Consider the following 20,114-nt stretch of genomic DNA (forward strand, 5'->3'; position numbering starts at 1 on the left):
GGTCAGCAGGAACAGCAGGAATGCGCCAGCGGTGAAGGTCGACAAGCGCCCGCGCCCGCCCGAGCTGATGTTGATCACCGACTGGCCGATCATCGCGCAACCGCCCATCCCGCCAAACAGCGCCGCGACGATGTTGGCGCTACCCTGCCCCGCGCATTCGCGGCGCTTGTCGCTGTCGGTGTGGGTCATGTCGTCGACGATCTGCGCGGTCAGCAGCGATTCGAGCAGCCCGACCGCAGCCATCGTCAGCGCATAAGGCAGGATGATCCGCAGCGTTTCCAGCGTCAGCGGCACATTGGGGAGCGCGAAATCGGGCAGGCCGTCCGGCAGCTTGCCCATGTCGCCGACGGTGTTGACGTGGATGCCGAAGCCGATGCTGATCGCCGTAAGCACCAGGATCGCGACGAGCGGCGACGGCACCGTCCTGGTCAGGCGCGGCAGGAGATAGATCATCGCCAGCCCGCCCGCGACCATCGTATAGGTCGGCCAGCCAACCCCGGTCAGCTGCGGGAGCTGGGCCATGAAGATCAGGATCGCGAGCGCGTTGACGAACCCGGTGATCACCGAGCGCGACACGAACTGCATCAGCAGATCGAGCCTCAGCAGCCCGGCAACCGCCTGGATCGCGCCCATCAGGATCGTCGCGGCGAACAGATAGTCGACGCCGTGATCGCGCACCAGCGGCACCACCAGCACCGCGACCGCGGCGGTCGCCGCCGAAATCATCCCGGTCCGCCCGCCGGTGACCGATATCACGATCGCGATCGCGACCGAGGCATAGAGCCCGACACGCGGATCGACCCCGGCGATGATCGAAAAGCCGATCGCCTCGGGAATCAGCGCCAGCGCGACGACGATCCCGGCAAGGATATCGGCGCGCGGATTGCCCAGCCAGTCGCGGCGCAGCGTCGCGGAAATCTGCATGAATAAACCTGATCGTCGGCGCCACCAGCGGCGGTCGCAGTATCCCGGGGATAGGCGCCGGGCCGAGCCACCCGGCGCGCCGGGTCCATCGAGGCGCCTGTCTGGCAAATGCTGCACTGCAATGCAAGCTTGGGCGCTGGTGCCTGACCGGCGAGGTCATGCGCAGCCGCTTGCCGCCGTGCGCTGCCCGGCCTAGCCTTTCGGCCTGATCGTTAGGGGACGATGCCATGCTGACAACGCTGCTCATATTCTTGGCGCAAGCCGCCACGCTACCGCCCCCCACCGATCCGGCGACCGCCCGGCGGATCGACGCCTTGCTCAAAGCCAACCCGGTGATCGACGGCCACAATGACCTGCCCTGGGAAATCCGGAAGAATCACGAGGCCAGGGTGGAGGCGCTCGACCTGACCAAGGATACGTCGAAGCTCCCGCTGCCGCTGCAGACCGATATTCCCCGCCTGAAAAAGGGCCATGTCGGTGCGCAATTCTGGTCGGTGTGGATTCCGGGGGACACGCTCGGCCCGCGCGCGGTGGAAATGACGCTCGAGGAGATCGACATCGTCAAGCGCTTCGTCGCCGCCAATCCGGGCGCGTTTGAGATGGCCGGGAGCGCCGCCGATATCCGCCGCATCGACAAGAGCGGCAAGATCGCGTCGCTAATCGGGGTCGAGGGCGGGCATCAGATCGACGGACGGCTGTCGGTGCTCAGGCGCTATTACGATCTCGGCGCGCGCTACATGACGCTGACGCATGGCAGCAGCCTGGCCTGGGCCGATTCCTCGACCGACGCGCCGCGCGCCAACGGGCTGACCCCGTTCGGCAGGCAGGTGGTGGCCGAAATGAACCGGATCGGCATGATCGTCGACATCAGCCACGTCTCCGACGCGACGATGGCGGCGGTGCTAGGCGTCACCAAGGCGCCGGTGATGGCCTCGCACTCCTCGGCGCGCGCGCTCGACGATGCGCCGCGCGACATCCCCGACGATCTGCTGGCGAAGATCGGCGCCAATGGCGGCGTGGTGATGATCAATTTCTATCCCAGCTTCGTCTCGCAGGCCTGGCGCGACTGGGACAAGGCGCGGACCGAGTATGCCAAGTCGGTCGGCGCCTCGGCGGAGGTCTATGGCGCCAGCGGTGCCGCGCCAGTGATGGCATGGGAAGCGAGCCATCCCCAACCGCTGGTGACATCGGCGACGGTCGCCGACCATGTCGAGCATGTCGCCAGGGTCGCGGGCAAGGACCATGTCGGCATCGGCAGCGATTTCGACGGCATCGGCGGCACCGCGCCCAGCGACATGACCGGGGTGGACGGCTATCCCGCTTTGTTCGCCGAGCTGGCCCGGCGCGGGTGGAGCGATGCCGATCTGGCCGGGCTCGCGCGGGGCAATATCCTGCGCGTGATGGAGAAAGTGGAGGCGGCGGCGCAGGCGATGGCGGGCATGCCGCCGGTCGATGCGACCGACCGGCCATAGCCTCGCCCATGCCATCCATCGCTCCCGCCCGTTCGTGTCTAGCTTGGGCATCAGGCCCGAAAGCCCGATAAAAAGCCGGCGACATTGTTCCCCAGCGCATCCACCGCATAGCCGCCCTCCATCAGGATGACCGTCGGCCAGCCGCGCGCGGCGATGTCGGCGGCGAGAAGAGGATAGTCGGCGGTGGCGAGGTTCAGCTGGCTGATCGGGTCGCCTTCCCACGTGTCCGCGCCGAAGGAGACGACGAGCAGCTCGGGCCTGAACGCGGCGATGGCATCGAGCGCGGTGGCCTGGGCGGGGCGAAACCCGGCAATCGCCGTCCCCTGCGGCAGCGGCAGGTTGAGATTGGCCCCCAGCCCCGCCCCCGCGCCGCGTTCATCGGCATGGCCCCAATAAAAGGGATAGTCGGTCGCCGGATCGGCGTGGAGCGAGGCGTAGAAGACATCGCCGCGATCGTAGAAGATGTCCTGCGTGCCGTTGCCGTGGTGATAATCCACGTCGAGGATCGCCACGCGGCCGACGCCCGCGTCGATCGCCGTTTGGGCGGTGATCGCGGCGGTGTTGAGATAGCAATAGCCGCCGAGATAATCCGCGCCGGCATGGTGCCCGGGCGGTCGGCACAGCGCGAACGCGGCCCGGTCACCGCCCTGCACCGCTGCCAGCGCGGACAGCGCGCTTTGCGCGCTCCAATAAGCGGCGTCATAGGTGTCTGCGGTCAGCGGCGTCGAGGCGTCGAAGCTGTGCTGCCCGACCAGCGCATCGATCCGGCGGAGCGTGAGCGGCCGCCTGCCCACGATCGGCCAGACATAGCCCATCACGTCGCCGGGCCGCCCCGCCTCGGCCCAATTCGCGGGCGCGGTCTTCAGGAAGTCGAGATAGGCCGGCGTATGGACGGCCCGGATCGCCGCATCGCCATGATCGGTCGGCGCTTCGAGCTCGCCGAGCGCCGCCGCCATCGCCTGCGCACGCGACGGGCGCTCGGCATAGTCAGCGAAGCCGCCATTGTGCAGTTCCTTCAGCGGGGCGTGCGCCAATTGCCTGGCATCGAAAAAGCGCCGCATTTACGCGCTGGCCAGCTTCCGGCGCGGGGCGAAGCGAAGCACCAGGAACCCCGCCGCGCCGGACAGGATCGACCCCGCCAGCACGCCCAGCTTCACCTCGTCGACCAGCAGTTCGTTGCCCGGAAAGGCAAGGCCGCCGATGAACAGGCTCATCGTGAAGCCGATCCCTGCCAGCAGCGCGACACCATAGAGCTGGAGCCAGCTTGCCCCGCCCGGTCGCGTCGCAATGCCGAGCCGTTCGGCGATCGCGATGCTGCCGAGAATGCCGATCTGCTTGCCGAGGAACAGCCCGAGCGTAATGCCCAGCACCAGCGGCTCGAGCAGCGAGGCCAGGCTCATGCCCTTGAGCGACACCCCGGCATTGGCGAAACCGAACAACGGCACGATCGCATAGGCGACATAGGGGTGGAGCCCGTGTTCGAGCCGATGGAGCGGCGATTCGGCACTGTCGGGCGCGCCTGGCGAGCGGGTGACGGGGATCAGCATCGCCGTCACGACGCCCGCAATCGTGGCGTGTACGCCCGACAGCAGCACCAGCAGCCAGAGCAGCACGAAGCCAAGGAGATAGGGCCACAGCCTGCGGACATTGCTGCGGTTGAGCGCATACAGCCCGCCGCCCACCAATGCCGCCCCGGCCAGCGCGAGCGAGTTGAGATGGTCGGTATAGGCGACCGCGATGATCGCGACCGCGCCCATGTCATCGACGATCGCGACCGTCGTCAGGAACAGCTTCAGCGCGGGCGGTGCGCGCGAGCCGAGCAGCGCGAGCACCCCGATCGCAAAGGCGATATCGGTCGCCGCCGGGATCGCCCAGCCGCGCTGGACGCTCAAATCGCCGCCCGTGACCACCAGATAGACCAGCGCGGGGACAATCATCCCGGCTGCGGCCGCGATGAAGGGCAGCCGTCGACGCTCCCAGGTCGCCAGCCGCCCATCGACGAACTCGCGCTTGATCTCCAGCCCGACCAACAGGAAGAAGATCGCCATCAACCCGTCGTTGATCCACAGATGCACCGTCATCGGCCCTAGCTTGTCGGTCAGCACCGGCCCGGTTTCGAGATGGAGCAGATGGAAATACCCCTCGGCCAGTGGCGAATTGGCCGCAACCATCGCCAGCACCGCCGCCGCGATCAGCACGATCCCGCCCGCCGCCTCGCCCACCAGAAACGCGCGAAGCGCCGACCGCGTCTTGCGGGCGATCTGTTGCGGTACGTCGATCAGCGTGTCGAGCGGGGTTGGGGGAGGTGTTTCTGCCATTATGTCCTGGTCATCTGGAGATGAAGGTCGTCACTTTTCGCACCGTCATGCTGCACTTGTTTCAGCATCCACCGAACCACATGCGCGACATGATTTGCGGCACGAGGGATCCTGAAACAAGTTCAGGGTGACGGCATTTGATGCAGGCCATGGCGATTTCTCCAGACTAACGCTCCAGCGCTTCGGCGATCAGCGTGCGGGTGTTCCCGATACCATAAAGCGCGATGAAGCTTCCCATCCGCGGCCCCTGCGACGAGCCGAGCAAGGTTTCGTACAGCGCCCCGAACCAGTCGCGCAGATTGTCGAACCCGCCTTCGTTGCCGATCGCATAGACGATGTTCTGCAAATCGACCGCCGATGTGTCGGCGGGGAGCGGTGCCAATTCGCGGTCGAGCCGTTCGAGCGCGGCGACCTCGACGCCTTGGGGCTTGCGGCGGACCAGCGTCGGCGCCACGAAATCGCGGTTATAGGCGAGCGCATGGCCGATCAGCGCATCGAGCTCGGGCGTGATTTCCCCCTCTACATAGTTGCTCAGATACCCGCGCACCTGCTCCACCGTCGCGCTCGCGCCCAGCACGCCGACGAGATTGAGCAGCAAGCCGAAGGTCACCGGCGGATTGGTGTCGGGCACGTCCCCGTCATGGATATGATGCGCCGGATTGCCGAGCTTCTGCTCGACGGGCTGGCTCGCATAATTGCCGCGAAACTGGAAATACTCGTCGACCGCGCGCGGGATGACGCCGATGTGGAGCTGCTTGGCCTTTTTTGGCTCGCGATAGGCGAAAAAGGCCAGGCTCTCCTGCGTGCCGTAATCGAGCCATTGCTCGAGCGTCAGGCCATTGCCCTTCGACTTGGAGATCTTCTCCCCCTTTTCGTCGAGGAACATCTCGTAGATCAGCCCTTCGGGCGGGCGACCGCCGAGCACACGGGCGATCTTGCCCGACTGGATGCCGCTGTCGATCAGGTCCTTGCCGTACATCTCGTAATCGACGCCGAGCGCGACCCAGCGCATCGCCCAATCGACCTTCCATTGCAGCTTGGCCTGGCCGCCGAGCACGCTTTGCGTCAGCACTTCGCCGTCGGCATCGGTGAAGCGGATCGTGCCCGCTTCGGCATCGACCACCTCGACCGGCACCTGCAACACCACGCCCGTCTTCGGGCTGATCGGCAGCACCGGCGAATAGGTCGCCGCGCGCTCCTTGCGCAGCGTCGGCAGCATCACCCCCATGATCGCGTCGTACTGGCGCAGCACGCCCTTCAGGGCGTCGTCAAACACGCCCGCTTCATATTGCGAGGCCGACGAGATGAACTCATACTCAAAGCCGAAGCGGTCGAGGAATTCGCGCAGCATCGCATTGTTATGCGCGGCGAAGCTCTCGAACTTGTCGAACGGATCGGGGATACGGCTCAGCGGCTTGCCAAGGTTGGCGGTCAGCATCGCGGGGTTGGGAACGTTGTCCGGCACCTTGCGCAAACCGTCCATGTCGTCCGAAAAAGCGATCAGGCGCGTCGGCGCGTCCGACATCGCCTGGAACGCATGGCGGACCATCGTCGTGCGCAGTACTTCGTTGAAGGTGCCGATATGCGGCAGGCCCGAGGGGCCATAGCCGGTTTCGAAGATGATCGGGGCGGGCTGGCCGTTCCTGGCTGGCTTCCCGTCGGGATAGCGTTTCAGCAGCTTGCGCGCCTCTTCATAAGGCCAGGCCTTTGAAGCCAGTGCAGCGACGCGCAATTCAGTCACAAGTTGCCCTTTCGTTCCCATATCGGCAAAGTATCGGGATGCCTGTCTCTTTGCCTTATCCTGCCCTTCACGCAAGCCATGGCGGCATCTGGATCGCGGATGAAGGCGAAACGCGGCAGGTTGGGCGCGGGGAGGCGATCAGGCGCGCCGCCGATACGCCGATGATCATGCTCAATGCCGCGCTGGTCGGGCAGCGGCTGGGCTATGCCGACCTGTCGGGGCTCGATCTGCTCGAATTGTTCGCGTTTCTGCGCCCGGCTCAGTTCATGGTGCCGACCCCGCGCGGGCTCGCGCGCGCGACGGGGCTCGAGCAACCCATCCGCGATGACCGGATCGCCCCCTTCCTGCGCGCCGCCGCCGCTGCATTGCTCGCGCAGACCCAAGGCGACTGGCCCGAGCGCGAAGGGGCTTGGACGTCGCTGCAGGCGCTGGCCCGGCTGCGCTGGCCATGGGTGCCCGCCTTGGTCGATCGCATCGCCAAGCCCGAGACGGCCGAGCGCTGGCTGTTTTCCAAGCTGCCCGAATGGAGCGAGGGGGCGCCGCGCCCTGCGCCGCGCACCGTGACGCTCGATCCGGGCGAGACCCAGGCACGGCTCGCCACGCTGACCGGGAGTGCTGCCGAACAGCGCCCCGGCCAGCGCGCCTTCGCCGAAGCCGCCAGCGCCGCCTTCGCGCCGCGGATGATGCGCGATTCGCCCAATCTGGTGTTGGCCGAAGCGGGGACGGGGATCGGCAAGACGCTCGGCTATCTCGCCCCCGCGTCGCTCTGGGCCGAACAGGCGGGCGGTGCGGTATGGGTGTCGACCTTCACCAAGACGCTGCAGCGCCAATTGGGCCATGAAAGCGCGCGGCTCTACCCCGATGCAGGCGTGCGCAAGGCCAAGGTGGTGACCCGCAAGGGGCGCGAGAATTATGCCTGCCTGCTCAATCTGGAGGATGCGCTGCAGGGCGGGTTTCAGGGGCGGGCGGCGGTGCTGGCGCAGCTGGTCGCGCGCTGGGCGGCGTATAGCGCCGATGGCGACATGGTCGGCGGCGATCTGCCCGGCTGGCTGCCGACTTTGTTCCGCCGCAACGGCCCGACCGCGTTGACCGACCGGCGCGGCGAGTGCGTCTATGCCGGCTGCCCGCATTACCGCAAATGCTTCATCGAACGCGCCGCGCGGGCGAGCGCCGACGCCGATATCGTCATCGCCAACCATGCGCTGGTGATGGTCAACGCCGCGCGCGGACGCGAAACCGCGACGCGGCCGAGCCGCTATGTCTTCGACGAAGGCCATCACCTGTTCGACGCCGCCGATTCGATGTTCGCGACCGCGCTGACCGGGCAGGAGACGATCGAACTGCGCCGCTGGGTGACCGGACCCGAATCGGGCGGACGCGGGCGGCGACGCGGGCTGGCGGCAAGGCTCTCCGATGTCGCGAGCTATGATGAGGCCGGCGCGCGCGCGATCGCCGAGGCGGCCGACGCGGTGCGGGCGCTGCCGTCGGACGGCTGGTTGGCAAGGCTTGGCGAAGGGCAGCCGTTCGGCGCGATCGAGGCGCTGCTCGCAGCGGTGCGCGGGCTCGTCTATGCGCGCGACGACACCAAGGAGGATGCCGGTTACGGATTGGAAACCGAACTCGCCGAACCCGACGCCGCACTGATCGAGGCGGCGGGGCAAGCCGGGCAGGCGCTCGATTCGCTCTATCGCCCGCTGGTCGCGCTCGGACGACGGCTCGAGGCGGTGATGACCGAAGGCCCCGACTGGCTGGACGGCCCCGCCCGCGCGCGGATCGAAGGCGCGATCGCCTCGCTCGCCTGGCGCGCCGACACCGTTGCGGCGTGGCTGGCGCTGCTCGCGCGCGTGGGCGGCCCGGCCGATCCCGATTTCGTCGACTGGCTGGCGGTCGAGCGCGTCGAGGGGCGCGAATATGATATCGGCATCCACCGCCGCTGGCTCGACCCCACCCGCCCCTTTGCCGAGGTCGTGCTCAAGCCCGCGCAGGGCGCGCTGATCACCTCGGCGACGCTCAAAGGCGGCGGCGACTGGTCGGTGGCGGAGGCCCGCACCGGCGCGCAGCATCTGGCGCATGCGGCTGCCCATTTCGATGCGCCGAGCCCGTTCGATTATGCCAACGCCGCCGAGGTCTTGATCGTGACGGACGTCAAGCGCGGCGACACCGGCGCGCTCGCCAATGCCTATGCGCGGCTGATCGTCGCCGCCGGCGGCGGGACGCTGGGGCTGTTCACCGCGATCCGGCGATTGCGCGCGGTTCATGCCCGGATCGCCGACCGCCTCGCGCGCGAGGGGCTTGCCCTGCACGCCCAGCATGTCGACCCGATCGACACCGGCACCCTCGTCGATATCTTTCGCGACGACATGCGCGCCTCGCTGCTCGGCACCGATGCGCTCCGCGATGGGGTCGATGTCCCCGGTCGGTCGCTCAGGCTGGTGGTGATGGAGGGCGTGCCCTGGGCCAAGCCGACCGTGCTCCACGCCGCGCGGCGGCTGGCGGGCGGGGGGGCTGCCTATGACGATCGCTTCGTCCGGGCGCGGCTCGCGCAGGCGTTCGGGCGGCTGATCCGGCGCGCCGACGATCGTGGTGCCTTCGTCTTGCTCTCGGCCGCGATGCCCTCGCGCCTGCTCAGCGCCTTTCCGCCCGGGGTGCCGATCATTCGCGTCACGCTCGACGAAGCGGTGAATCGTGTCACCCGGCGTCTTTCATCCGTCACGCCGCTGATGCATGAGACGATCGACAACGCCTGAGACGGAGAAGGCATGAAGACGCTGACCTTGCTCAGGCATGCCAAATCGGGCTGGGACGACCCCGTCGCGCGCGATTTCGATCGCGTGCTCAATGAACGCGGTCAGCGGGCCGCCGCGCTGATCGGGCGGCATATGCGCGCGCTCGGGCTGCGCTACGACAGCGTCCTTGCGTCCCCCGCCATCCGCGTGGTCCAGACGCTCGACCATCTCGTGCCGGCCTACGGTTCGATGGCCGAGCCGATCTGGGAGCGCCGAATCTATCTCGCCTCCTCGGCCACCTTGCTCGATCTCGTCCACGCGCTGGCCGCCGATGAGGACAGGGTCTTGCTCGTCGGTCACAATCCCGGCCTCGAGGACCTGGTATTGACGCTCGCCGCCGACGACGGCAGCGTCGCGCGCAGCGCGGTCGAGATCAAGTTTCCGACCGCGAGCCTCGCCGAGATCGCGTTCGATGTTGCAGACTGGCGCGACATCGACGCCGGGAGCGGCACCTTGACCCGCTTCGTGCGGCCTCGCGACCTCGATCCGACGCTTGGCCCCGACATCGACTAGCGACGCTCAGCCCTGATCGGCGAGCTTCTGCCTGAGCCCCGCCAGCGCCCCGAATGGCCCCGCCTCTTCCTCGCGCAGCACCCCCGCCTCGCGCAGCGCGGCCTCGGCGCGCGGACCGCGCGGGAAAGGATCGAGCGCCAGCGCCATCGTTTCGGCGGCGGCCTCGCCCAGATCGATCGTCTTGCCCGAATACAGGACGCTGTCGCAGGCGTCGGCCGACAGTTCGATCTCGTCGCCATCGACCACCTCCGCCTCGATGAAGCGCAGGGCGACGGGTTCGTCGATCGTCACCGACAGCGGATCGCCGGTGACGCTGCACGCTTGGACCAGCGACGCATTCACCCGGCCGGTCGCGACGATGCCGGCCGCGTCGCGGCGAATCGCGAAGGTCGCCGTGAGCGAGTCGATCGCGACGAGGCCGAAACGCTGCGCGAGCGCGGCGCGCTCGCCGCCATCGGCGGCAATCGACAGCGTTCGCGGCAGCTCGCCGATCGTCTCGATCTGTTGGGGCCGGGCAAACTCGGGCGCCGTCACGGCAGATCGCCGGCCAGCAGCGCGGCGACCGGGGTCGCGGCCAGCGCGCGGCGAAAATCCATCAGCCGGCCCGCGACATGATCGAGCTGTGCCGGATCGGGGCTGCCGCCACGATACAGGTTGCGGCGCAGCGCAGTGGACAGATCGCCTTCGGCGAGCCCCGCCCGATAGGCGCCCAGCCTGCCGCCCAGCATGCTGACCATATGGCCGACGCGCTTGCCGATGCCGACATCGCCGACGCCTTCCTCGCGAAGCTGCGAATCCATGTCCTCGATGAAGCGTTCGGTGAGTTCGACGCTCGGCATCGCGGCGGCGGGCTCTTCCTCCATCCGGAGCAGCACGAACGAAAGGATGGCGGCGATCATGTCGAAACGCCCGTCGATCGTATCGGCGACGCCGCCCGCCAGATACCAGTCCGGCGCGCGCCCGCGCGCGACGATCGCGGTATAGAGCGGGGCGCTCGCCGCGCCGGCGCCGCTGCGGCCAAACAGCCTGTCGATCAGTCCCATGTCACTCCCCGAACGGTAGATGCCCGCGCCACCTTGTTTGCACGCGCCGCTCGGCATATTGAGGCTCGATCGGCGGGATGCAATGCGTGCACCGTCGGCGATGCCCGTTTGGGAGAGTTGAATGCGCTTTTTGTCCACCCGTACCGGCATCTTGTTTGCGATCGCGCTGGCGACGGCCAGCGCCGGGTGCGCGCCGCTGCGCGGTCATCAGGGCTATGTGATCGACGCCGATCTGGTCAATTCGGTCCAGCCGGGCGTCGATACGCGGACGTCGGTGGTGAAGGTGCTCGGCAAGCCGAGCTTTACCGGCCAGTTCGACGATGGCGAATGGTATTATGTGTCCCGCGACACGCGCTATTACGCCTATAACAAGCCCAAACCCAAAGATCAGACGGTGCTGCGCATCGCTTTCGACGACAAGGGTGTGGTGACCAAGGTGACGCGGACCGGGCTCGAGCAGGTCGCGTCGATCCGCCCCGTCCGCGATACGACGCCGACCCTCGGACGGCATCGCAGCTTCTTCCAGGATCTGTTCGGTAATATCGGCCAGGTCGGCGCGGGGGCTGCCGGGCCGAGCGGGGGCAATGGCGGCGGTCGCGACCAGCCCTGATTTCGCGTGCGTGCGCGGCTGAAGCTTTCGGTTCGCTGACCAACGGGTTCGCGGCGCGTTCAGGCCGACTCGGCAATACCGGTTTTCAGGCAATGCCCCGCAACGGGATGGCCACCAAAATGGAAACGGAGATTGACCATGCGCAAACTGATCATCATCGGACTGATGGCAGCGACGATGCTGCCGGTTACCGCCCAGGCCCAGTCGCAGCGCGAGGTGCGCCGCGACCGCCAGGAGTTGCGCCAGGAACGGCACGAGCTGAACCGGGCCTATCGGCGCGGCGATCCGCGCGACATCCGCGAGGAGCGCCGCGACGTCCGCGAGGCGCGGCAGGAACTGCGCGAGGATCGCTACGATCGCAACCGCCGCTGGGGCCGCAACGACTGGCGCGGCTATCGCAACAGCAACCGGGCGCTCTATGCTCGCGGCAGCTGGCGCGCGCCGTTCCGCTATACCAGCTTCCGCACCGGCGTGCGGATCGCCCCGGCCTATTGGGGGCCGCGCTACGTGATCGCCGATCCGTGGCGCTATCGGCTGCCGCCCGCCCGCGCCTGGCAGCGCTGGGTGCGGCATTATGACGATGTGCTGCTGGTCGATACCCGGCGCGGGACCGTCGTCGACGTCTATCGCGGCTTCTTTTTCTAATCCTTTTTCAGCAACGTCGTCGGCCGGCCCGGGCAACGCCCCGGGCCGGCCTCTGGCGGTTCGGGCGGTGCCGATTATCGGATCGTGAAAACCACCTGATCGACGACGCGACCGCCCAGATCGACGAGGCGGAGCTGGTGGCGGCCCGGCCCGGCGAGCACCAGCGGATGACTGTCCGCCGCGCCGATATCGCGCCGGTCGATCACGATCCGGTGCGCGGTCACCGCCCCCGAAACGCCGATCGCCAGCCGCTGGCGATCGATCGGGATATCGGGATCGAGCGCATAGACGCTGCCCGAAACCGGATTGGTGATGCGCGGGCGCCGTGCCGTCTCGGGCGCGGCGGCGATCCGGGTCTGGGCGGTGCCATGGACGAAATATTCGCGACGCGGCTGCTCGATCCCGGCGGCAAACCGGATCGTCCGCATATCGACGCCCGCCGGGCGCGGTGGGGCACCGCCGCTGCCCCGACCATTGCCGTTGATCGCCAGCATCACGTCGCGCCACACGGGGGCCGCGCCGCTCGTCCCCGATACCGCGCGCATCGGATCGCCCTCGAGATTGCCGACCCAGACGCCGACGGTGAAGCGATCCGAAAAGCCGATGCACCAATTGTCGCGCATCGCCTTCGACGTGCCCGTCTTGACCGCCGCCCAGAAGGGCAGCCGCAGCGCGCTATCGAGCCCGAAGGTCGCCGCGCGCGCATTGGGATCGGCGAGCATATCGGCGACGATCCAGGCAGCGGCGGGCGTCGTCACCGCGCGGGGCGCTATCGACGGCGCGGCTGGCGTCAGCCGAAGCGGTGACCAGCGCCCGCCCTGTTCGAGCGCGCGATAGGCGGCGACCTGTTCGAGCAAGGTGACCTCGGCCGAGCCGAGCGCGAGCGAGAAGCCGTAATATTGGCCGTCCTCGGTCAGCCCGCGATAGCCGCTGTCCCACAGCCGGTCGCGAAAGGGCTCGACACCGACCAGCAGCAGCGTGCGCACCGCCGGCACGTTGAGCGATCCCGCCAGCGCGGTCCGCGCCGACACCGGCCCCTTGAAGTCGCGATCGTAATTCTGCGGCACGTAAAGCCCCGAGGCGGTGTCGAGCTGAACCGGCGAATCATCGAGGATCGAGGCGGGGGTCAGATAGCCCTTCTCGATCGCCTGCGCGTAGAGGAACGGCTTGAGCGTCGATCCCGCCTGGCGATAGCTGTCGGCACCATCGACCGCCGCCGCCGTCGAGGCGCCGCCGACCCCGCCGACATAGGCAAGCACGTCGCCGCTAGCATTGTCGACGACGATCACCGCACCGTCGCGCGCGCGCGCGCCGCCGAGCCCCTTGAGCTGGCGGCTAAGCGCGGAGATCGCGATCCGCTGGAACCGGGCATCGAGCGTCGTCGTCACCTTGAGCCCCGGCCTCGTGAGCAGGCGCGCGGCGAGATGCGGCGCCAGCCCGGGATCGAGCGCGAGGCTGCGCGCCGGGCCGAGCATCGACCAGGCGCCGCTCTCGAAGCGGGTGCAATCGCGGTCATGCGCGAGCGCACAGGCGCGCCGGGCGACCCGACCCGCGCTCGCCTGCGGTTCGGGGAGCAACGCCGCGAGCAGGATCGCATCGTCGCGCGAGAGCGCATCGGGGGTCTTGCCGAACAGCCCGAGCGCGGCCGCGCCGATCCCCTGCGCCTCGCCGCGAAACCCCGCGAGATTGAGATAGGCCTCGAAAATCTGGTCCTTGCGCCAATCGCGCTCGAGCGCCCATGCCGCGCGCATCTGGCGCAGCTTGTCGCGAATCCCGCGCGCGCCGGGCGCGGCGAGATCGGGGGCGAGGAAACCCGCGACCTGCATCGAAAGCGTGCTGGCGCCGCGCCCGCGCTTGCCTTCGATCCGGTCGCGCAGCGCGCCGGCCAGCGCCAGCCAGTCGACCCCGCCATGCGCGTAGAAACGCCGGTCTTCGGCCCCCAACAACGTCTTGCGGATGGCGTCCGCGACATTGTCCAGCGGCGTCCAGGCGAGCCGCCGCGCGGCGAAATTGACGCGGGCGCTGTCGATCAGCGTCCCGTCACGCGCATAGAGCCACGCCTCGGAAGGCTGCCAGCGTGCGCGCACCTGCGCATAGCCCGGCAGCGGCGGCGGCAGCGTCGCATAATCGAGTCCGCCCAGCCCGAGCGCGACGAGCAGGATCAGCGCCAGCCAGCCATGCACCGCGCGCCTGCCCCGCCACGCCAGCAGCGCGCGGCGCCCGAGCCGCCCGGCCGTATCATACGGCCAGTCGATCAGGCGCTGCGTCCAGCTCATGGCGCGCCGCTCACGTCATTTCGGCTGCACCGTCACCGGCGCGTTGGGCAGCGCGGCGTGGATCGCCGGCGAATACATCGCCTCGACCCGCGTCGGCGGCAGATTGAAGCGACCCGTGCCGTTGAGCCGCGCGGTATAGCTGACGGTGAAGCTGCCGCGTGGCACCCAGGCGAAATAGCCGCGCCACGTCGCGCCGCCGCGCTCGACATAGCTCGGCTGGACCCCCGATCCGCCACCGACCTGATCGAGCAGGCTCGACTGCCCGCCGAGATCGCCGATGATCGTCGCCCCCGCCGGGACCGGATCGCTGACGACGACCCAGTTGCGCTCGGCCGATCCCTCGACGGTGATCGTCACCTTGATGACGTCGCCGCGCGTATAGACGCCCTTGTTGCGCGCCTGAACGACCGACACCGCGCGCGTCATCCGGTAGCCGGCGAACAGCGGCGCCTTTAGCGGGACGGCCGCCGAGACCGACACCATCGCCCAGGGGCCCGCGCCGCCGCTCTGCGCGAGCTTCAGCGGGGCTGCGCCCGTCGGCAACGGCAGGCTGAGCAACCGCGACGGCTCGGCGACCGGCCAGCCGCGCGCGATCGCCGTGTTGGCCAGCAAGACCGTCGTCGTCCCGGCGATCGCCTCGGCAGGATAGAGCCCGGCGAACCGGCGCGCGGCGATGCTGCCCCAGGCATTGGCGGTGGTGGTATCCCAATGCCCGCGCGACTGGCGCAACGCCACGCCGACCATCATCTTCGGCGCGTCGTCCTGCCAGCCCGGGCGGCCGAGCACCGCGATCAGCGCCTTGATCGCGGCCTCGTCGCCCGACGACATCAGCCACCAGGCGGCATTGGCCTGATCGCTGAGATCGAGCCGGGTGCCTTCATAGATGAGCCGGGTCCGCAGCACCGCCTCTGCCGCCGTCCGCAGCGCGGGGGCGTTGGCGAGCCCGGGGACCTTGTCGATCGCGACGATATAGTCGGCAAGCTGGGCGGTCGGCATGTCGCTTGGCGCGAGGCCGATCTGGCCGAGCATCGCCGGGGTCGCGGCGCCGGCGCGGGCGAGGGCGGCGAAGGCGGCGAGCCGCTGAAGCCGGACATCGCCATAATCCTCGTGCCGCAGCCGCCCGTCGACCACCGCCTTCAGCCCCTCGATCATCCGGCTGCGCGGCGCATCGGGGATCGGCAGCCCCGCCGCCGAGGTCAGCGACAGGACATAGGCGGTGAGCGCCTCCGAACCGGTCAGGCTGTCCGACGGCCAATAGCGCAGCAGCCCGTCGGGCGCCTGATAGGTCGGGATTTCGCCCGCCAGCGCCGCCCAGCCCGCCGTATCGCCGAGCGCGACGATCCGCGACAGCCGCTGCTCGAAGCAATTATAGGGGTAGGCCGTCATATAGCTGCGCACCCCCGCAAGCGGCGGCGCGAGCGTATCGGCGAGCCGGACATCGACGCTGCCGCGACCGGGCAGCGCGCCCGCCGGCGGTTCGATCGGAATCACCGTCGCCGCCCCGATCCGCGCGAGCGTCGCCGCCCACACCTCGACCGGCACCGCCGGCACGATCTGCTGATCGACCGTCACCTGATCGGCGGCCTTGCCATCGGCGCTCCTGGCGCTGACATGCCAGCGCAGCGCCGAAAGCCCCTCGCGCGCGGTGAGATTCCACACCACCGGCACCGCGCCACCCGCCGGGATCGTCACCGTCAGCGGCTTGCCGGTCGCGACCCTCGGGTTCAGATCGACCGACGCCGTCACCGTCATCGGCTTGTCCGAGCCGTTGCGCAGCGTGAAGATCGCGCCGAAATTGTCGCCGGTGCGCGCCAGCGGCGGCAGGCCGGCAAAGATGCTGAGATCCTGCGCCGATCGGATGCTCGCCTCGCCCGTCCCGAACAATTGCGCGCCGTCGGTCGCGATCGCGACCAGCTTGAACGCGGTCAGCGCGTCCGACAGCGGCACGGGCACGCGCGCATGGCCTTGCGCATCGAGCGCGACGTGGCCCTTCCACAGCAGCACCGGCTGGAAATTCTCGCGGTTGAGCCCCGAGGCATCCCCCATACCACCGCCGCCGCCCGCCGCGACCGCCTTCTTGCCATAATGTCGCTTGCCGACGACCTGGGTCTGCGCGGTCGCGGTGAGCACCGACAACGGCCGATCGCCCATCATCGCGCCGAGCACGTCCCAGCTGTCGTTCGGCGCGAGTTGCAACAACGCCTGGTCGACCGCGACGAACGCGACGTCGGCCGAGGCCGCCGGCTTGCCCTCAGGCGTCGTCACCGCGACGTCGACCTGCGCGACGTCGCGCGCGGCATAGCGTTCGCGATCGGCCTTGACGGTGACGCCGAGCCGGTGCGCCTCCCAGCCGACCTTGACCTTGGCGATGCCGAGCCGATAGGCGGGCTTGGCGAGATCGACCAGCGCGGTCGCCGGCGGGGTCGGATCGGGCGCTGCGACGAGCCCCAGATAATGGCCGATACCGGTCAGCCAGTCCCAGAAGCTCGGCTCGACGCGCCCGCGCACCGCGAGCACCGAGACATAGACATCGGGGGCATAGCTGCCCGGCAGCTTGACCTCGACGATGGGATCCTTGCCTTCGAGTTCGGTGACGAAGCTCGACAGCACGCCCTCGCGCTCGACCGTCACGAGCGCGGTCGCCTTGCGGAACGGCATCCGCACCTGGAATCGCGCGGTATCGCCCGCCTTGTACTCGGTCTGCTCGGCGATCAAGTCCATCCGGTCGCCATTGTCGCCGCCGAACCACCAATCGTCGTCGCCGACCAGCCACACCGACTGGGTGGCGCGGGCGAGATTGCCGCTGGCATCGGCGGTCGTCGCGACCGCATAGACTTCGCCCGAGACGCCCGGGTTGATCTTGCATTGCGCCAGCCCGAGCTTGTCTGTCGTCGCGGTGCAATCGGCGGCGATCCGCGTCGTCTTCATCTGGTTGTCATAGGCATAGAAGCCGCCGATGAGCCGCCGCCGTGCGGTCAGGATCTGGCGGCTGAAGAGCGCGACGCTGATCTTCTGGTTGGCGATCGGCTTGCCCTCGGTATCGAGCGCGACGAAGCGCAGCCGCAGATCGTCCTGCTTCATCAACCAGCCATCGGTCCTGATCCCGAGCCGCACCGCCGACGCATAGATCGGGATGCCGCGCGACGCCGTCAGCGTTTCCCCATTGGCGTCCTGATAATCCATCTCGACGAGCATGTTGGTCGGCCCGTCAAGCGTCTGCGGGATCTCGATCGAGGTCCGCGCGGTGCCATCGGCGCCGAGCGTCACCGGCAAGGTCTGGGTCGGCGGCAGCGGTGTCTGCTCTTCCTCGCCGTCGCCGTTCATCGGCTTGACGCCCTCGGCGATCGGCTTGCCGCCGAAGCTGTAGCCCTCATAGCCCTTGGGATCGGCGACAGTGGCGAACCAGCCGATCCGGACATCGACCGGCAGCCGCGCCGCGCCGCCCCCCGAGAGATAGCCGACGAACAGATCGAGCGGCAGCGTCTTGGGGCGCACCGCGGCTTCCTTCGGCCCGCTCACGCTCGCGCGCATCGTCGGGAGGCGGTATTCGTCGATCTTGAACGACTGGCTGGTGTAGATCGTCTTGTCGGCGCCATCGGGGCCCTTGCGCAGGACCTGGATGTCGTAATCGCCCATCGGCGCGCCCTGGGGCGCGACCCAGCTCGTTTCGCCGGTGCCGTTGGCGTCGATCGCCAGCGGCAGATCGAACTGGGTGTCCGAACCGCGATGCGACAGCCGCAGCGTCCCGGTGAACGCCGGTGACTTGGCAAAGCCCTCGCCGATGGGCGTCCGCACGATGTGCTTCATGTTGATCGTCTCGCCCTGGCGGACGAGCGCGCGATCGAACACGGTGTGGAAGATGTCGTCGCGCGCGCTGTAGCCATAGGGCAGATCGAAATCATAGGGACGAATGCCCTCGCCCCAATCGGTGAGCGTGAAGCTGAAATCGCCATTGGCACGCGCCGAGACCATCAGCGGGTGCGGGCTGCTGCTGTCGGCGTCGCAATTGCCATAGGTCTGCGGCTCGGGAATGCCGGTGCCGAGCAGCAGCACGCCGTGCGCATCGGTGGTTCCCGCGCCGAGCGTCGCGCCGGTGCAGCTGTCGGTCACCCGCACCGCGGCATTGCCGACCGGCTTGCCGCTGTCGAGCGCGGTCACCCAGGCGAGGCTCTTCTCGCGGCCCCATTTGAAATGCACCGCCATGTTGGTGACCAGCGCGGCGCTGGCGACATAGCGCGGCGCCCGCCGGCCGAGCAGCGCCTGGCCGAGCGCCGGGCTGGCGAGTTCGACGACATAGAAGCCCGGCTTGGCGAGCGGGATGCCGACGACCTCGAAATCCTTGCCCTTGCCCGGCAGCGCGAGCCGCATCCCCGCGCCCTGGCCGGGGCGCAGGATCGGCGTCGACCCGGTATCGTTGATCGTCACGCTCTCGGTGCCGCGCTTTTCTTCGTGGCTGGCATAATCATCGGCCTTGTCGACCGTGCGCAGCCAGCGGGCGATATCGCCGTCGGCGGCGTCGATCCGCAGGCTCTGGCCGGCAATTGCGAGGTTGCGCCCCTCGATCGAGGCCTCGACATTGCGCACGGTGACCGGCAGCACGCCGCCTTCCTTGACCTCGAGAATGCCGAACGGGGCGGCGAATTTGACGAGCGGGGGGGCTTCGTCGAAGCGCACGTCGAGCGGGAAGCGCTCGGCATTGGCGAGCGGCCGGCCGCTTTCGTCCTTGATCCCGGCGGGCAGGATCAGCTTGGCGATCGTCGCCGCCGGCAGCGGGGCGGCAAAGCTGATCTCGGTGACGGTGGCATGACCCTTGTCGTCGTCGCCGATCGCCGGGACCAGCGCGCGCCCGTCGCTCGTCTGGATGCGGATCGCGCTGGCGAGACTGGCGGCGATCGGCGCGGTGAAGCGCACCCACGCCTTTTCGACCGGCGAACATCCCGCCTGCGAGTTGACCCGGCTGCATTCGAAGCGCGCGGTGAACGGCTTGCGGACGGTGAAATCGAAACGCTGGTCGGCGCCGGCGAGCTTCCCGCCGGCGCCCGCGATCTGGCCCGACCACACGAGCGCCATGTCGCGGCCCGGCGGCAGCGGGCGGCGGCATTTGAGCGCGGTGACGCCCGCGAGCATCGCCTTGCGATCGGCCGCGGCGGCGGGGATCGTCGCCGGCAGCCCGGCATTTTCGAGGAAAGCGCTGACTTCGTAGCGATCGGTTCCCATCTCGCCGAGCAGCTTGGGCGCGACGTCGGCCGGGAGCACGTCGACCGGGACCTTTTCACCGAGCCCGTCGATCGCACAATAGGCGTTGGCGGCAACCGATGCGGGCGTCGCCGGCATGTTGGCGGCAACGAGGAAGACCTGATCCTCTTCGATATCGCCGCCATATTGGCCGGGCAGCACTGCGCGCGCGACCGGGCCGCCGGCATCGACCTTGAAGCTGCGCTGTCCCCCGACCGCGAAGCCCGACACGGTTTTCAGATTGTCGACCAGATCGAAGCTGCAGCTGGTGCCGCCGGGGAGCGGCGTCTTGAATTCATAGACGAAGGTCTGCTGATCGACCCAGCGGCCATCGCCGGCGATCGGACAGCTGACCTTGAACGGGCTCGCCGCGCGCGGATCGCCGAGCGCGACCATCGGCTGGCTGAACCGCGCGGTGAAGCGCTCGATCGCGCCATTGCCGATTCCCGGCGTTGCCAGCACGACCTGGGGCGAATTGTCCCCCGAAGCGGCGACAGGCGCGATGATCAGCGCCAGAAACGCCAAGCGAACAGCCAGCTTCATCGAACCCT

The 20,114-nt window shown here is 68.6% G+C and carries 13 protein-coding genes and 1 other annotated feature; of the genes, 5 read left to right on the top strand and 8 right to left on the bottom strand.

Going from position 1 to position 20,114, the window contains the following annotated elements; all coding sequences use genetic code 11:
* A partial coding sequence (locus tag B7Y43_RS00005; protein ID WP_374129559.1) for a SulP family inorganic anion transporter occupies window positions 1–924 on the bottom strand: 924 nt, incomplete at its 3' end.
* A 37-nt stretch (window positions 925–961) separates the two neighbouring features.
* Window positions 962–1,014 (bottom strand) — a sequence feature (sul1 is cis-regulatory element that is thought to sense ions involved in sulfur or methionine metabolism; They are found in Alphaproteobacteria).
* A gap of 137 nt (window positions 1,015–1,151) precedes the next feature.
* Here B7Y43_RS00005 and B7Y43_RS00010 point away from each other — a divergent pair.
* Entirely contained in the window at window positions 1,152–2,396 is a 1,245-nt protein-coding gene (locus B7Y43_RS00010) for a dipeptidase (protein ID WP_374129560.1), read from the top strand.
* Window positions 2,397–2,446: 50 nt separating this feature from the next.
* On the opposite strand, the gene B7Y43_RS00015 is transcribed toward B7Y43_RS00010, so the two are convergent.
* The 3 genes from B7Y43_RS00015 to B7Y43_RS00025 all read right to left on the bottom strand — a co-directional run bounded on the left by B7Y43_RS00015 (window position 2,447) and on the right by B7Y43_RS00025 (window position 6,455).
* Window positions 2,447–3,457, bottom strand: coding sequence for a histone deacetylase family protein (locus B7Y43_RS00015; protein WP_374129561.1), 1,011 nt, complete (start codon window positions 3,455–3,457; stop codon window positions 2,447–2,449).
* Window positions 3,458–4,714 (bottom strand): Na+/H+ antiporter NhaA, encoded by a 1,257-nt coding sequence (gene nhaA / locus B7Y43_RS00020; protein WP_374129562.1) that lies wholly within the window; start codon window positions 4,712–4,714, stop codon window positions 3,458–3,460.
* Between the two features lie 166 nt (window positions 4,715–4,880).
* Window positions 4,881–6,455 carry a lysine--tRNA ligase gene (locus B7Y43_RS00025; RefSeq protein ID WP_374129563.1) on the bottom strand — a complete coding sequence of 525 codons (1,575 nt, stop codon included), beginning with the start codon at window positions 6,453–6,455 and terminating at the stop codon, window positions 4,881–4,883.
* A gap of 38 nt (window positions 6,456–6,493) precedes the next feature.
* Between B7Y43_RS00025 and B7Y43_RS00030 the strand changes: the two genes are divergently transcribed.
* The gene (locus B7Y43_RS00030; RefSeq protein WP_374129564.1) at window positions 6,494–9,202 is read left to right on the top strand and encodes an ATP-dependent DNA helicase; all 2,709 of its coding nucleotides are present in this window, start codon (window positions 6,494–6,496) and stop codon (window positions 9,200–9,202) included.
* Window positions 9,203–9,214: 12 nt separating this feature from the next.
* Window positions 9,215–9,754, top strand: a complete 540-nt coding sequence (locus B7Y43_RS00035) for a histidine phosphatase family protein (protein WP_374129565.1) — start codon at window positions 9,215–9,217, stop codon at window positions 9,752–9,754.
* Window positions 9,755–9,760: 6 nt separating this feature from the next.
* Here the strand turns inward: B7Y43_RS00035 and B7Y43_RS00040 are convergent, their stop codons facing one another.
* Window positions 9,761–10,288: a DUF177 domain-containing protein gene (locus B7Y43_RS00040; RefSeq protein WP_374129566.1), complete on the bottom strand. Its 528-nt coding sequence runs from the start codon at window positions 10,286–10,288 to the stop codon at window positions 9,761–9,763.
* A complete protein-coding gene (locus B7Y43_RS00045) occupies window positions 10,285–10,797 on the bottom strand; it encodes a ubiquinol-cytochrome C chaperone family protein (RefSeq protein WP_374129567.1) in 513 nt (170 codons plus the stop codon). The genes B7Y43_RS00040 and B7Y43_RS00045 overlap by 4 nt, the downstream gene beginning before the upstream one ends.
* Window positions 10,798–10,918: 121 nt before the next feature.
* Here B7Y43_RS00045 and B7Y43_RS00050 point away from each other — a divergent pair, with 121 nt between their 5' ends.
* Together B7Y43_RS00050 and B7Y43_RS00055 are read left to right on the top strand one after the other, a co-directional pair.
* The gene (locus tag B7Y43_RS00050) at window positions 10,919–11,407 is read left to right on the top strand and encodes an outer membrane protein assembly factor BamE (protein WP_374129568.1); all 489 of its coding nucleotides are present in this window, start codon (window positions 10,919–10,921) and stop codon (window positions 11,405–11,407) included.
* A 138-nt stretch (window positions 11,408–11,545) separates the two neighbouring features.
* Window positions 11,546–12,052, top strand: coding sequence for an RcnB family protein (locus B7Y43_RS00055; protein WP_374129569.1), 507 nt, complete (start codon window positions 11,546–11,548; stop codon window positions 12,050–12,052).
* Window positions 12,053–12,126: 74 nt separating this feature from the next.
* Here the strand turns inward: B7Y43_RS00055 and pbpC are convergent, their stop codons facing one another.
* Both pbpC and B7Y43_RS00065 read right to left on the bottom strand, forming a co-directional pair.
* Entirely contained in the window at window positions 12,127–14,328 is a 2,202-nt protein-coding gene (gene pbpC / locus B7Y43_RS00060) for a penicillin-binding protein 1C (RefSeq protein ID WP_374129570.1), read from the bottom strand.
* 15 nt (window positions 14,329–14,343) lie between these two features.
* Window positions 14,344–20,106, bottom strand: coding sequence for an alpha-2-macroglobulin (locus B7Y43_RS00065; RefSeq protein WP_374129571.1), 5,763 nt, complete (start codon window positions 20,104–20,106; stop codon window positions 14,344–14,346).
* Window positions 20,107–20,114 lie beyond the last annotated feature (8 nt).

Source organism: Sphingomonas sp. 28-62-20 (assembly GCF_002281505.1).